Below are 13,904 nucleotides of genomic sequence, written 5' to 3'. Positions count from 1 at the left end.
CGCTCATCCGCCAGGCAGGAGGTGACCGTTGTACGCCGAAGAGCGGCAGCGCGCCATCCTCAAGCAGGCCCGGCAGAAGGGCCGGGTCGACGTGTCGACGCTCGCGGCGGCTTTCGAGATCACCAGCGAGACCGTCCGCCGTGACCTGACGGCGCTGGAACGCAGCGGAGCGGTGCGACGGGTGCACGGCGGCGCGATCCCCGTCGAGCGGCTGGGCATCGAGCCTGGGCTCGACGCCCGCGACGCGGTGATGAGCGCGGAAAAGGACCGCATCGCCGCCGCGGCGCTGGAGCAGATCCCCGACGGGGGCGCGATCCTGCTGGACTCGGGCACCACGGTGGCCCGGCTGGCGAACCTCGTCCCCGCCGACCGTGGGCTGACCGTGGTCACCCCTTCGCTGCCGAACGCGTTCACCCTCGCCAACCGGCCCGGCGTCACGCTGATGCTGGTCGGGGGACGACTGCGCGGCCACACCATGGCGTCTGTCGACGGCTGGGCGCTCGACGCTCTCAAGGACACGTACGTCGACGTCGCTTTCCTGGGTACCAACGGTCTTTCCGTCGAGCGAGGGCTCACAACCCCGGACACCGCCGAGGCGATGGTGAAGCGCGCGGCCATCGCGTCCGCCCGGCGGACGGTGCTGCTGGCCGATCACACGAAGATCGGCGACGACCATTTCGCCCGGTTCGGGGGCCTTTGCGACGTCGACACCCTGATCACCGACAGCGGCGTCGAACCGGAGGAGATCGACGACATCAGCCGGGCAGGCGTCAAGGTGATCATCGTTTGAAGCGTACGGGCGAGCGGCTCGCCGGATACCTGATGACAGCGCCGTTCTACGTCCTCTTCGGCGTGTTCGGTCTTTTCCCGTTGCTCTACACCGCCTGGGTGGCGCTGCACCATTGGCATCTGGTCAACGGTGACACCGGATTCGCAGGGCTCGGCAACTTCGCCGTGCTGCTCCAGGATCAGTACTTCTACAACGCGCTCTTCAACACGGTCAGCATCTTCGTCCTTTCGACGGTCCCGCAACTGCTGGCCGCGCTCGGTCTCGCGGCGCTCCTCGACCGTCCCCTGCGGGCGCGGACCCTGTGGCGGGCGAGTGTGCTGTTGCCCAACGTCGTCTCGGTGGTCGCGGTGGCGCTGGTGTTCAGTCAGCTGTTCGCCGAAGACTACGGCGTCGTCAACTGGGCGCTGGGCCTGGTGGGGCTCGACCCGGTGGACTGGCGTTCGGACCGGTTCGCCTCGCACGTCGCGGTGAGCACGATGGTGATGTGGCGCTGGACCGGCTACAACGCGCTGCTCTACCTGGCGGCCATGCAATCCGTGCCGCAGGAACGCTACGACGCCGCGATGCTCGACGGTGCCTCGCGCTGGCGGACCTTCTGGTCCATCACCGTGCCCGCGATCCGGCCGACCATCGCCTTCACCGTCGTCGTCTCGACGATCGGCGGGTTGCAGCTGTTCGCGGAGCCGCAGCTGTTCGACGACACCGGCGTCAACGGGACGGGCGGCGCCGACCGGCAGTTCCAGACCCTCGCCATGTACCTGTACGAAAAGGGGTTCGGCGAGTTCGACGCCGGATACGCGGCGGCCATCGCGTGGTTGCTGTTCCTGTGCTCGGCCGTGTTCGCGCTGGTCAACTTCTCGCTCGTGCGCCGGATGCGGGGCGGTGAGTGACCGTGGCGGCCAGGGAACGGACCGGTTTCGTCGTCTACGGGCTGCTGCTCGCCGTCGCCGTCGCGTCGATCTTCCCGTTGTACTGGTCGTTCGTGGTGTCCTCGAAGGACAACTCCGCCCTCGGCGAGACCACGCCGCCATTGCTGCCTGGCGGCAACTTGATCGAGAACGTGGGCAGGGTCTTCGGGACCGTCGACTTCTGGCTGGCGATGCAAAACTCGCTGATCGTCGCCGGCACGGTGACCGTGTCGAACGTGCTGCTCTCCAGCATGGCCGGCTTCGCCTTCGCGCGACTGCGCTTCCCGGGCCGCGACTCGCTCTTCCTGGTGGTCATCGGCACCGCCATGGTGCCGGCCCAGCTCGGCGTCATCCCGCTGTACCTCGTGGTCGGGGAACTCGGCTGGTACGGACGGCTGGAGGCGGTGATCGTGCCGGGGCTGGTCGGCGCGTTCAGCGTGTTCTGGATGCGGCAGGCGTGCGAGGAGGCGATCCCCGGCGAACTGCTCGACGCCGGACGCGTCGACGGTTGTTCGACCGCGCGGCTGTTCTGGCACGTCGCCATGCCCGCCATCCGCCCTCAGGCCGCCGTGCTCGCGATGCTGACGTTCATGACCGCGTGGAACGACTTCTTCTGGCCGCTGATCGTGCTCGACCCCAACGCGCATCCGACCGTCCAGGTGGCGTTGTCGCGGCTGGCGAGCGGCTACTTCACCGACTACTCGCTGATGCTCACCGCGGCAACCATCGGTGTGCTCCCCGTGATCGTGTTGTTCATCCTGCTGGCCAGGAAGGTGGTCGACGGCGTGATGCGGGGCGCGCCGCGGGCCTGACGACCGCGGTCGGGTTTGGGCCCTGTTCTCGTGGCCGGGTGGTTGCCGTTTTTCGGCGAGGGCAGGGTGTTGTGTTGTCGCTTGGTGCGGCCGCGGTTGTGTCGAGTGGCTGGGCCATGGCCGTTTTCGGCGTCAGGAAGGCCCACGGCGTGATCACGAGCGGAGTCCAGCCCGATCGGGCCGTAGCCGTATTCCGGCGACCAGGTCGGCGCCGCTGGTTGTGGACACGTTGCCGTTTTTCGGTGACGGTTCAGAACGGTGGCTCTTCGGCGCGGGGTTCGTGCAGTGGTGGTGGTGTGCTGTGGTAGCTGCGTCCGGTGGGTGTGGTGATGGTGAGGGTGCCGTCTTCGGTGAGGTGGTAGATCCAGTCGGGTTCGTCTTTCAGGCGGTGGTCGCGGCGGCAGAGGTCGACGAGTTCGGTGTTGGCGGTGTGGCCGCCGTGCTGCCAGGGCACGGAGTGGTCGAGGTCGCAGGCTTGGGCGACACGGTGGCAGCCGGGTCTTCGGCATTCCCGGTCCCGGACCCGAACGAACTCGCCCAGTCCCGCCGTCGGCCGATACCGATCGCGGCCCAAATCCAGGACCTGCCCCGACAAGGGGTCGGTGATGATCCGCCGCAACACCGTGTCCGGCCCGGACGCGATGTGCCGGGCCAGTGAGGCGGGGATGTGGCCGTGTCCGGCCAACTCGGCGGGATCCTCGTTCAATCCCAGGTAGGTATTCAGGTCCATGTACAGGAACACTTCGGACCGTTCCCCCTTGCCACCCTGGCCGCCCAACATCAGATCGAGGGCGATGTCGGCGCGCAGCTGATCCAGGGTGCGGGTCTCGTCCCCGGTCTTGAGCGCCCGCGCCTCACGATCGATCCGCGTGTAGGCCGCGGCGACCTTCTCCACCGGGCCGTCTTCGACCTCGATCGAGGCGACCCCGGTCTCGCCGTGGCGGATCGACAACCGCCGCCCGCCACGGTGCCGCTCCGCCCGTCGAGCCGCGCCGTCACGGTCGGCCATCACCGCCGCATGATTCGCCGCCTTCCGGATCTGATCCGAATTCCTACCCGGCAGGCGGTCCTCCAACACCTCGTCCACCGCGCGGGCATCCTCGTCCGACAGCCACGCCGTCGCGGTGGCGACCTTCATCGCCCCATAACCACCCACCTCGCCGCGATCCAGCAGCCCGAGTGTCCGGGGCAGGCGGGTGGTCAACGCCGCCGCAGTCGACACCAGACCGGCCGCATGACCGTCCACAACGGACAGAGCGAACGCGACCTCCTGCACCACACTCGACGCCCCGCCACGGTGACGATTCAGCTGAGCCAACGCACGGAACCGGACCGCCTCCAACCGTGCGATCCCCTCCGACGCCGCGACAGCCGCGTCGACAGCATCCTTGTCCTCCAACGAATCCAGCCCGGCATTGACCTCCTTCAACACATCAGAAGCAGTGATTTCCTTGAGTAGCGCCACAGTGGCGTTGCGTGTGTCCACACACAGAAGCTACAACCGACCACCGACAGTTTTCGATTCCAGTGCGTCGCCGTTTTCGGCGACGACGGAAGGTTGTTGCGCGCCACCGCATCCGCATTGAACCGGGTGCTGTCTTTGAGTGGTTGAGGCCGAACCGCAGTGTGTGACCACAGGGCATGCGCCCGGCCACCGGCAGCCACCGGTGCGTCGCCGTTTTCCGGCAACAACGCCGTCACAGCCCGTTGCGCGCCACCACATCCGCGTAGAACCGGGCGCTGTCCTTGAGCACCCGCTCCTGCGTTTCGAAGTCGACGTGCACGAGGCCGAACCGCTGGGTGTAGCCCATCGCCCACTCGAAGTTGTCCAGCAGCGACCAGGCCATGTAGCCGCGGACGTCGGCGCCGCGTTGGATCGCGTCGTGCACGGCGGCGAGGTGTTCGGCGAAGTACCGCACGCGTTTCTCGTCGTGCACCCGCCCGTCGACGACCTCGTCCTCGAACGCGGCACCGTTCTCGGCGATCACGAGCGGCAGGCCGGGGCAGTGTTCGTGCAGCCACAGCAACAGTTCGGTGAAGCACTCCGGCCGCTGTTCCCAGCCGAGCGAGGTCAGGTCGCCGCGGGGCGGCTGGACGTCCATTCCGCGCAGACCGGGCAGCGGGCAGTTGCTGTCGGCCTCGGGGTCTTCGAGCGGGACCGCGCGGGCGGGCGCGTAGTAGTTGACGCCGAGGACGTCCAGCGGCTGCGCGATGATCTCCAGATCGCCGTCGGCGATCGCCGGTTCCAGCGTGCCGAGATGCGCCAGATCCGCCAGTAGCTCGGGCGGATAGCCGCGGCCCAGCAGCGGATCGAGGAAGAACCTGTTGTGCAGGAAGTCGAACTTGCGTGCGGCCTCACGGTGCGCTGCGTCGTCCACATCGGTCAGCACCGGGGCGAAGTTGAGCACGATGGACACTTCCTGCCCACTGCCGTTCGCCCGCAACGCCTGCACGGCCTTGCCGTGCGCGAGCAGGAGGTTGTGCCCGGCGACCAGTGCCGCGCCCTCGTCGCGGATGCCCGGCGCGTGATCGCCGTTGCCATAGCCGATGAAGGCGGCGCAGAACGGCTCGTTGATCGTGGTCCACTGCCGCACCCGGTCACCGAGTACATTGTGGATGGTCAGTGCGTAGTCGGCGAAAAGGCTCGCGAGGTCACGGTGCGGCCAGCCGCCTTCCGCCTGCAGCGCTTCCGGGAGATCCCAGTGGTAGAGCGTCACCATCGGGGTGATCCCGTGTTCCAGAACGGTGTCGACAAGGCGATCGTAGAAGGCGAGGCCGCGTGGTTCGACCGCGCGGCCGTCCGGCATGATCCGCGACCACGCGATTGAGAACCGGTAGTAGGGCACGCCGAGGCCGTTCAGCAGTCCGATGTCCTCACGGTAGCGCCGGTAGTGGTCGCAGGCCGGGTCTCCGGTGGCGCCGTCGAGCACCAGGCCGGGCTGTGCGGTGAAAGTGTCCCAAATGGACGGTCCGCGGCCGTCCGCCGTCGTCGATCCCTCGATCTGGTACGCCGCGGTGGCCGTGCCCCAGCGGAACCCGGCCGGAAACTTGCGTGTCACGCCGTCCCCGCTCAGTTGGCGGCCGCGGCGCGGCCTTCGGTCGCCGCCTGGCTCCACGCCTGGTCGAGCGATTGCTTCCCCTCTTCGACGCGGCCGAGCGCGTGCCCGTACACCGGCCGCACCTCGCCGTCGCGCAGCCCGCGGTAGTTCGGCCGCAGGGCCTCGGCGGAGGCCGCGAAGATCTTGCCGATCGGCGCGCCGCTGAAGTACTGACTGGTGTGGGAAAGCACGGCGGTGTCCTGGTACGCGCCCAGCGCGCTCGGCAGCAGCCCGCTTTCCAGGAAGATCCGCTTCTGCTGTTCGGGCGCGGTGAGCCAGACGGCGAGGTCGTAGGCTTCCTTGCGGTGCGCGCCCTGCTTCGGGACGGTCAGGAACGAGCCGCCCCAGTTGCCGGCCTTGCCCGGAACCGAGGTGACGTCCCATTTGCCCGCGAGCTCCGGTCCGCCCGCCTCTTCGATCTGGGTGAGCATCCACGCGGGACAGGTGATGGCGGCGAACCGGCTCTGCTTGATCGCCACCGTCCACGGCTGGGTGAAGGTGGTGACCGCGGCCGTCTCCTTCTTCAGCGCCATCCCGCCCGCCAGCTCGAAGGCCTTGCGCACGTTCGGGTTCGTGTCGGCGATGAACCGCTCGTCCTTGGAGAAGTAGTTTTCCTGTGCCTGGTTGAGCATCGCCGTGTAGACGGTGCCCGCCGAGTCGGCGAATTTTACGTCGTCCGGTGCCTTCGCGCTGAACCGCTCGCCGGTTTCGGCGAACTTCTCCCAGGTCGGCCACAGCGCGGCCACCTGGTCGCGGTCGGACGGCAGGCCCGCGTTCGCGAACAGGTCGCGCCGGTAGCAGAGCGCGAGGCTGCCCATGTCGGTGCCGAGGCCCATCACGAACTTCCCGTTTTCGGCGGTGCCCTGGTCCCATTTCCAGGCAGGCCACTGCTCGCGGAGGCCCTGCGCGCCGAACTCGGAGAGATCGGTGAACTTGTCCGTCGACTGGCGGAACTTGGGGAGGTACTGCTCCTCGATCGCCACCACGTCCGCGCTGCCGCGCCCAGCGCCGAGCCCGGTGGCGAGCTGGCGGTGATGCGTCTCGAAGTCGGCGACCCGGCCCTCGACGGTGATCCCCGGGTGAGCCTTTTCGTAGTCGTCGAAGAGTTTTTCGTACCCGAACTCGCCGAAGGTGGCGACGGTGAGTTTGATCGGGCCGCCGGACTCCGGCGTGCCCGAACAGCCGGCGAGCAGCAGCACAAGGGCCGTCAAGCCGGCCAGTACGCGGGTCATGGTTCTCCTCGGTCGTGCGGTCACGCGAGTCGTCTCGGCAGCTGGTCGCCGACGGTGAGCCGGGAATCGGCGTGCAGTTTGGTCAGGACCCTGGACACCAGCGACTGCACCGTCCGCCGCGGCAGGCTCAGCTCGGCGGCGATCTCCGGGTTCGACAGCTTCGCCGCCACCAGCCGCGCGACCCGCAGTTCCAGCGGCGAGAGCGCCCCGCTGTGCCGGGGACTCCGCTCGGCGCGGCTCAGCACGCCGTAGCGGCGCAGCCTGCTTTCCGCCCGGCGGATGCTCCAGGTGGCCCCGACCTCCCCGAGCACCTCGCACGCTTCGGTGAGCGAACGGGTCGCCGCTTCGAGGTAACCGGCGCGGCCGAGCAGTTCGGCGGCGTCCTCGAGCGCGGCCGCGAGTTCGATCGGGCGGTGGACCTCGCGGTAGTGATCGGCCGCGGCCAGCATGCCTTCGGGGTCGCCGTCGATCAGCGACCGGCACCGGAGAGCGGCCGCGGTGGCCCTGGCGGGAACGGTCTCCTGGCTCGCCTCCTCGGCGCAGACGGCGAGCGCGTCCTGTGCGACGGCGTCGTTCCCGGCGGCGAGCGCGACGCGGACGACGTCGGGAAGCCATTGGTGGCGCAGCATCATCCGGGCGTAGTCGGGGCGCAGCACCGGCGCGAACAGCCGCAGCGCGTCGTCGAGCTCGCCGCGTTGCTCGGCGGCCATCGCCTGTGCCGCCAGGTAGAAGTCGCAGCTCTCGCGCTCGGACGAGTTCGACGGAGAGTGCGCCTCGGCCGCTTCCAGATGGGCGCGGACGGCGACGCGTTCGTCGCGATGGCCCGCGATGAGGGCGGCGACCCCGTGCAACAGCAGGGCGGCGGCGCCCGGCTCGCGGACACCGTAGAAGGTGATCGCCGGGCCGTCCTCGGTGACCGAGTCCAATTCGGCCAGCGCCTCGTCCCAGCGGCCGGTCCAGTAGTAGTGCACGGCCGCCGAGACCTGCGGACCGGTCGGCAGGCCGTGCCGCGCGGCCGTCTCGTACCCGGCGTGCAGCGTGGCGTCGGCCTCGGCGAGCCGGTCGAGGTTCTGCAGGGTGAACAGGCGGTTGTCGAGGAGGTCGAACCGCAGGGTCGCCAGGTCGGACTCGTCGCCGGTGGTCTCGAGCGCCGCGTCGATCGCGGTCAGCGCCCGGTCGTGCTCGCGGCGGATCGAGTGCACGAGCCACAACGTCTGCTGCGCGTGCGCGGCGGGATAGCGTTCGCCCGCCTCCGCCGCCTCGGCGTGCAGCCCCCGCGCGATCCGCTCGGTCTCGTCGAGATCGGCGAGCGTGCCGCGCCGGAAGTTGGCGAGCAGTGTCCGGGTGCTGGTGCGCCACAGCTCCGGCATCGACGGGTCGTCCGCGGTGTCGGCGAGTGCCTCGATCGCGCCAGGCGTGTCGCCCCGCCGGTACCGCAGCGCGGCGAGGAAATGCCGCATCTGCGCCAGATCCGCCTTGTCGGTGACGGTCTTCACCGCTTGCTCGGCTTCCGCCTCGGGCGCCAGTTCGAGCCGGAACAGCACGCGCACCAGCGCCGCGATCAGCGTCTCCCGCTGCTCGCGGGTGGGCACCGTGCTGTCGAGCGCGCCGCGGAGCAGGTCGGCCGCGATATGCGGCGCGCGGTTGGACACCGCGACGTGGTTGGCGGTGAGCCAGCCCGCCAGCCACGGATCGAACGGCACCGGCCCGGCCGCCAGCTGCTCGGCGACCCGTTTGATCGGCGCGCCCGCGCGCGCGAGCGACTCGGCGGCGCGCCGGTGCAACGCGGCACGGATCGGTTCCGCGATGGCGCCGTAGAGCGCCTGACGCTGGAACGGATGGTGGAAGGCGAGTTTGTCGCCGGCGTACTCGATGACGCCCGCGGTGGTGGCGGGCTCCAGCTCCCGCAGGACCTCCAGCGGGCCCTTGTCCGCCAGCGCGGCGAGGTCCTCGACGGCGAACTCCGCGCCGAGCAGTGAGGCCGTCCGCAGGATCTCGGTTGTGCCGGGGTCGAGGCATTCCAGCGTCCTGGCCACCGCCGCCAGCAGCGACCGCGGCGCGTTCTCGGTGCCGTCCAGCGTCACCTCGGCCACGCCGTCCTTGATCCGCAGAGAGCCGGTGCGGACCAGGTCGTGCGCGATCTCCCTGGCGTAAAGCGGGTTCCCTGCCGCGCGCCGGACCAGCGGGCGCAGGCTCGGCCCGAGCTTGGCTTCGAGGACCACCTCGAACACGGCGGCGATGTCGTCGTCGGTCAGCACTTCGACCGGCATGATCTCGCCGTCCCTCGCCTCGACCCCGCGACGGAGCTGGGCGAGGTCGCGGCGGCCGTGCCCGGTGCGCGTGGCGGCGACCAGCAGAAGCGGCAGCTGACGGGTGGCGGCGGCCAGCCGCTGCCACAGCAGCACACTCGCCTCGTCCGCCCAGTGGAGGTCGTCGATCACCAGCACCAGCGGGCCCGCCGCGCAGGTCTCGTCGACCAGCGCCAGCAATTTGTCCACAGTGGACAAGATCGGGTCGGCGGGACCCCAGTTCCCGTGCGCGGGTTCGGCGTGCAGCTCGCCTGCCAGCTTGGCCTTGGCCGGATCGGCCGCGCCGTGGTGCACCCCGAGGCATTCCATGATCACCTGCAGCGGGAACCGTTGCCGCAGCTCGTCGGCCGCGGTCCAGGCGAGCTGGCAGCCACGCGCCGCGGCGCCCGCCAGCCCGGCGATCAGCAGTTCCGATTTGCCGATGCCCGGTTCGCCTTCGAGCCAGACCGGGCGGCCGCGGCCGGCGAGCACGTCGGTGACGAAGCCGTCCAGCCGCTCGACCTGCCGGGCGCGGCCGGGCAGGCGGCCCTGGCCGCCACGTTCGATCGCCTTGGCGACCGGCGGCGGCACGACGCGGACCGGAACCGGTTTCGGTCGGGTGACAGGTTTTTCGCTGCCGTCCAGGATGCGCTGGTGCAGCTCACGCAGCGGGGCACCGGGTTCGACGCCGAGTTCGTCCCGCAGTATTCGCCTGGCCTCGCGATACGCGCTGAGCGCTTCGATCTGCCGCCCGCTGGCGTGCAGGGCGCGCATGAGCGTTTCGTGCAACGACTCGCGTAACGGGTGCCGCTGCACCAGCGCGGTCAGTTCGGCCACCACTTCGCGGTGGTCACCGATGCCGAGCAGGGCCGTGGCGCGCAGTTCGGTGGCGGTGAGCTGGAGTTCGGTGAGCCGGACGCGTTCCGCTTCGGCGAACGGGCCCGGCACGCCGGAGTAGGCCTCGCCGCGCCAGAGATCGAGCGCGGTGGTGAGCCGGGCGGCCGCGCCCTGCTGATCGGTGTGGGCGAGCAGCCGCCGGGCGGCCGCCGCGTCCTGTTCGAACCGGCTGACGTCGAGCGCTTCCCTGTCCAGCCGCAGTACGTAACTCGACCCGGACGAACTCAGGACCTCGTGCGCGTCACCGCCCGCCTTGCGGATCGCGCCGCGCAGGCCGGAGACGTAGGTGTGGACGCTGCCGGTGGCGCTGGCGGGAGCCGACTCGCCCCAGACGTCCGAGATCAGTTCGCCGAGGGAGATCGCCTGGCCGCGGCGCGCCGCCAGGGTGGCGAAGACCGCGCGCTGCCGGGCGGGCCCGAGCTTCAGCTCGACGTCGTCGAGCCAGGCACGAGGCGGCCCGAGCAGCTCGACGCGCAGCCCGTTCGTCACGCCGGCTCCATTTCTCGTCATGCACCGAAAGTGGCCGGATCACTACTGTGTCCCCGCAGTTTAGGACGTCCTCGGTGCGGTTCGGTCGCGCACCCGGGCGAGTGTGTGCAGCGGCGCGCACCAGGGCCGCGCGGACCAGGAGGGCGTGGCCCCCGTTTCGGGCAAAAGGAGCGCGGCGAGCTCGCCCGCCAGGCTCCGGTGCTGATCCTCGGTCAGATTTCTTTGGTGGGAAAGCAAATGGAGCAGTTCGGCCGCCGGTCCGGTTGGCAGCGCGCGGACGTTGTCGAGCAGCCACTGCGGGATCCAACGGGCCGTCAGCTCGTCGCCGACCTGGAGCAGCTGCTCGGCGACGCGGTCCGCGGGCGCGCCGGAGCCCGCCATGGTCGCGGCGATCTCCTGGTGCAGCACGGCGCGGATGGCGGGCGGGGTGTTCGCGGCGAACACCTCCCGCACCAGCGGGACACGGAACCGCAGCCGTTCTCCCTCGGTTTCCAGCACGCGCGCGGCGAGCGCCTCTTCGACCGCTCCGATGAGCGCCCGCAGCTCGCGGCCGGTGACACCCGTCAGGTCGGCGACCGTGAACGACGAGCCGAGCAGTGCCGCCGAGTTCAGCGTTCGCTTGCACGGCACGGAAAGCGCGGCGAGATGATCTTCGACCACGGCGGCGAGCCTGCTGTGCGGCGTGACGTCGGGCTCGCGCCCGTCGGCGAATCCGGCGAACAGCTCGCACAGGTAGCCGACGTTCCCGGCGCTGTAGCCGGCGGCGAACCCGAGGAAGTCTTCGCCCGGGTCCCTGGCCAAGGTTTCCTCGGCGAGCGCGGCGACGGCCGGGCCGTCGAACGGCGGCAGCGAGATGACGTCCCCGTCGAGCCGCGAGCGGAGGACTTCGAGGGTGCGGCGCCGGGGGAGGGGCCGCGCCGAGCCGATCAGCAGCAGTGGCAGGTGCGCGGTGAACCGGTGCAGCCGCTGCCAGGCGAGCAGGCTTTCCTCGTCGGCCCAGTGCAGGTCTTCGAAGACGAGCACCCGCGGCCCTTCTTCGCACAGTTCGGTGACCGTTTTGCCGAGATCTTCGAGTGCTTCGCCGCCGAGGCTGTCGGCGATGAGGCTCAGCGGGACCGCGCCGGTCAGCTCGTCGGCTTCGACCCAGCGCGTGCGGCTCCTCGCGTCGGCGAGGGCCTCCGCCAGGAACGCGCTCTTGCCGCCGCCCGCCTCGCCGTCCAGCCAGATCGTCCCGCCGCGGCCTTCGTCCAGCAGTGCGGCCAGGTGACGGCGCACCCGGCGGAGTTCGAACTCCCGGCCGACGAGGGTGGACGGTCGTTCGGGCACGGCATGGGCCTGCCGATGCCGTGCCGGCCGGTCCTGCTGGTGCAGTGCCGGATCGTCGTCCAGGACCCGCTGCCGCAGGATGAGCAGTTCCGGCCCGGGTTCGAGACCGGACTGCTCGATGATCGTCTCGCGGGCGCGGTCGAACGCGGCCAGCGCCTCGGCCTGCCTGCCTGACCGGAACAACGCGGTGATCAGCATCCGGTGCAGGCCTTCGCGCAACGGATGGCGCTCGACCAGCACGGCGAGCTCGCCCACGAGCTCGCGGTAGCCGCCAAGGCGCAGCGCGACCTCGGCCTGGCGTTCGAGCGCGCTCATCCGCAGCTCGTTCAGCCGGGTGCGCTGGGTCTCGGCGAACGGCCCGGGGATCCCGTCGAGCGCGGAACCCCGCCATTCCCCGAGCGCGGAGCGAAGCGATTCCAGCTCCCGTTCGTGCGAGCCGGCGAGCCGGTGCGCGCGGGCCCGCTCCAGCTCCGCTTCGAAGACATGGACGTCGACCTGCTGCTTCGGCAGGTCGAGGCTGTAGCCGGCACGGCTGGCGACGAGCGGTTCGCCCGCCGGCTCCAGCGCGCGGCGCAGCGCGGAGACGTAGGTGTACACGATGCCGGTGGCGCTGTCCGGGGGCCGCTCGCCCCAGACGGCGTCGATGATCTCCTTGCGGGAGACGAACTGGCCGGCACGCAGGGCGAGCGTGGCGAACACCGCCTGACGCTGGGCGGGACCCAGCGCGATCTCGCCTCCGCCGTGGCGGGCGGGGGAACCGCCCAGCAGCCGCACCGTCAGCGAGGAAACCTCGTCCATGACCTGCCGCCTGTGCGTCCGACTGCCGAAAAAGAGTGTCCTGCTCAGCGGAAAGCCTAGTGGCGGCGATGTGGGTTTCGCAATCAATCGGGCACTCACCGTGTGGGTTTCGGCCCTTGAGCCCGGATCATGCCGGTTCGTGGACAGTCGGATGTCCGTTCATGTGGGTTTCAGGCCCCGTTCAGGCGAGGGGCGACCGGGCAAAGCCGGGCGTTCCCAGGGGCAGAATGTCCTCCGGCGCTGTTCGAAGGCATGCGCGGCTGTGCATGCTGTGACAGTGAGCCAGGATCAGGAACACTTCGCCGGCGATGTCCTGCTCAGCCTCGCCCGGAACGGCAGGCTGGTCCTCGACGCAGATGAGGCCGAAGCCCGCATCACCGAGCTTCGGCGGACGCTGGCCTTCGGCTACGCCCTTCTCGCCGACCCGGACTACACCGGACCCGAGGGCAGGCTCCGCGAGATCCTGGACGAGCTTCCCAAGTACGTCGACGCGTTTCAGCAGGCCACGAAGTCCTTCACGCCTCGTTGAGAACTCGTGGAGACTTCGTGAAGAGCTCCTTCGCAGACTGTGTCCCATCCGACTGGGGCCGCGGACAAGCGGAGGGGACGAAGTGGACACGGAAACCCGACAGATCACCGTGGCGGTGCACGCGCCCGACCCGATCACCACTGCCGGCCTGGCCAGCCAGCTGGGCACGCAGCAGGGGATCGACATCAGGGACTGGGAGCGGCGCGCCGAGACCGACGTACTGGTGTTCGCCGCCGAATGCCTGACGCCGGAGATCGTGCTCTGGCTGCGGCGGCTCGCCGCCGAGGACGGCAAGCCGGTGGTACTCGTGGTGAGCCAGATCAGCGAGGCGGAACTCGTGCCCGCCATCGAATGCCGGGTGGTGGCGGTCCTGCCGCGGTCGGCCACGACCGGCGAACGGCTGGCGCACGCCGTCCGCGCGGCGGCCACGGGCGGCGGAGTGCTCCCGCCGAGCCTGCTCGGCGAACTGCTCAAGCACGTCGAGCGGCTGCAACGCGAGGTGCTCGACCCGATGGGCGTCAACACCGCCGGGCTCACCACCCGGGAGATCGACGTCCTGCGGCTGATGGCCGAGGGCAAGGACACCGTCGAGATCGCCGGCGAGCTCAGCTACTCGGAACGCAGCGTGAAGCACATCATCCAGGGCATCACCGGACGGCTGAAGCTGCGCAACCGGCCGCACGCCGTCGCGTACGCGGTGCGGGCCGGGGTGATCTGACCGGAACCCGAACTCGCGT

At 70.1% G+C, this 13,904-nt stretch carries 10 protein-coding genes; 5 read left to right on the top strand and 5 right to left on the bottom strand.

The window, feature by feature from the left end; translation table 11 throughout:
* Window positions 1–28 precede the first annotated feature (28 nt).
* Genes AC069I_RS34015 through AC069I_RS34005 form a run of 3 tightly spaced genes read left to right on the top strand, consistent with a single transcriptional unit; the run spans window position 29 to window position 2,510 of the window.
* The gene (locus AC069I_RS34015; protein ID WP_478230135.1) at window positions 29–790 is read left to right on the top strand and encodes a DeoR/GlpR family DNA-binding transcription regulator; all 762 of its coding nucleotides are present in this window, start codon (window positions 29–31) and stop codon (window positions 788–790) included.
* Window positions 787–1,680 (top strand): carbohydrate ABC transporter permease, encoded by an 894-nt coding sequence (locus tag AC069I_RS34010; protein WP_478267232.1) that lies wholly within the window; start codon window positions 787–789, stop codon window positions 1,678–1,680. The genes AC069I_RS34015 and AC069I_RS34010 overlap by 4 nt, the downstream gene beginning before the upstream one ends.
* Before the next feature lie 2 nt (window positions 1,681–1,682).
* Complete coding sequence (locus AC069I_RS34005; protein ID WP_478267231.1) at window positions 1,683–2,510, top strand: carbohydrate ABC transporter permease; 828 nt, start codon at window positions 1,683–1,685, stop codon at window positions 2,508–2,510.
* Between the two features lie 250 nt (window positions 2,511–2,760).
* On the opposite strand, the gene AC069I_RS34000 is transcribed toward AC069I_RS34005, so the two are convergent.
* The 5 genes from AC069I_RS34000 to AC069I_RS33980 form a co-directional block, all read right to left on the bottom strand.
* Entirely contained in the window at window positions 2,761–3,996 is a 1,236-nt protein-coding gene (locus AC069I_RS34000; RefSeq protein WP_478230132.1) for an HNH endonuclease signature motif containing protein, read from the bottom strand.
* A 211-nt stretch (window positions 3,997–4,207) separates the two neighbouring features.
* Window positions 4,208–5,569, bottom strand: a complete 1,362-nt coding sequence (locus tag AC069I_RS33995) for a GH1 family beta-glucosidase (RefSeq protein WP_478267230.1) — start codon at window positions 5,567–5,569, stop codon at window positions 4,208–4,210.
* Window positions 5,570–5,580: 11 nt separating this feature from the next.
* The gene (locus AC069I_RS33990; protein ID WP_478267229.1) at window positions 5,581–6,840 is read right to left on the bottom strand and encodes an ABC transporter substrate-binding protein; all 1,260 of its coding nucleotides are present in this window, start codon (window positions 6,838–6,840) and stop codon (window positions 5,581–5,583) included.
* Between the two features lie 20 nt (window positions 6,841–6,860).
* Complete coding sequence (locus tag AC069I_RS33985; protein ID WP_478267253.1) at window positions 6,861–10,514, bottom strand: BTAD domain-containing putative transcriptional regulator; 3,654 nt, start codon at window positions 10,512–10,514, stop codon at window positions 6,861–6,863.
* Between the two features lie 60 nt (window positions 10,515–10,574).
* Window positions 10,575–12,638 carry a BTAD domain-containing putative transcriptional regulator gene (locus AC069I_RS33980; protein WP_478267228.1) on the bottom strand — a complete coding sequence of 688 codons (2,064 nt, stop codon included), beginning with the start codon at window positions 12,636–12,638 and terminating at the stop codon, window positions 10,575–10,577.
* Between the two features lie 277 nt (window positions 12,639–12,915).
* Here AC069I_RS33980 and AC069I_RS33975 point away from each other — a divergent pair, with 277 nt between their 5' ends.
* Window positions 12,916–13,167: a hypothetical protein gene (locus AC069I_RS33975; protein ID WP_478230128.1), complete on the top strand. Its 252-nt coding sequence runs from the start codon at window positions 12,916–12,918 to the stop codon at window positions 13,165–13,167.
* Between the two features lie 82 nt (window positions 13,168–13,249).
* Window positions 13,250–13,885: a helix-turn-helix transcriptional regulator gene (locus AC069I_RS33970; protein ID WP_340688194.1), complete on the top strand. Its 636-nt coding sequence runs from the start codon at window positions 13,250–13,252 to the stop codon at window positions 13,883–13,885.
* The last annotated feature ends 19 nt before the right edge of the window (window positions 13,886–13,904 follow it).

This window comes from Amycolatopsis sp. NPDC043885 (assembly GCF_056435685.1).
The sequence above is the reverse complement of the archived record's forward strand: the minus strand, read 5'-3'. Positions and strand labels throughout refer to the sequence as shown.

What these genes read in the sequence shown, in the direction of transcription:
- AC069I_RS33990 (WP_478267229.1), bottom strand. Translation starts at nt 6,840, where the DNA reads ATGACCCGCGTACTGGCCGGCTTGACGGCCCTTGTGCTGCTGCTCGCC.
- AC069I_RS33980 (WP_478267228.1), bottom strand. Translation starts at nt 12,638, where the DNA reads ATGGACGAGGTTTCCTCGCTGACGGTGCGGCTGCTGGGCGGTTCCCCC.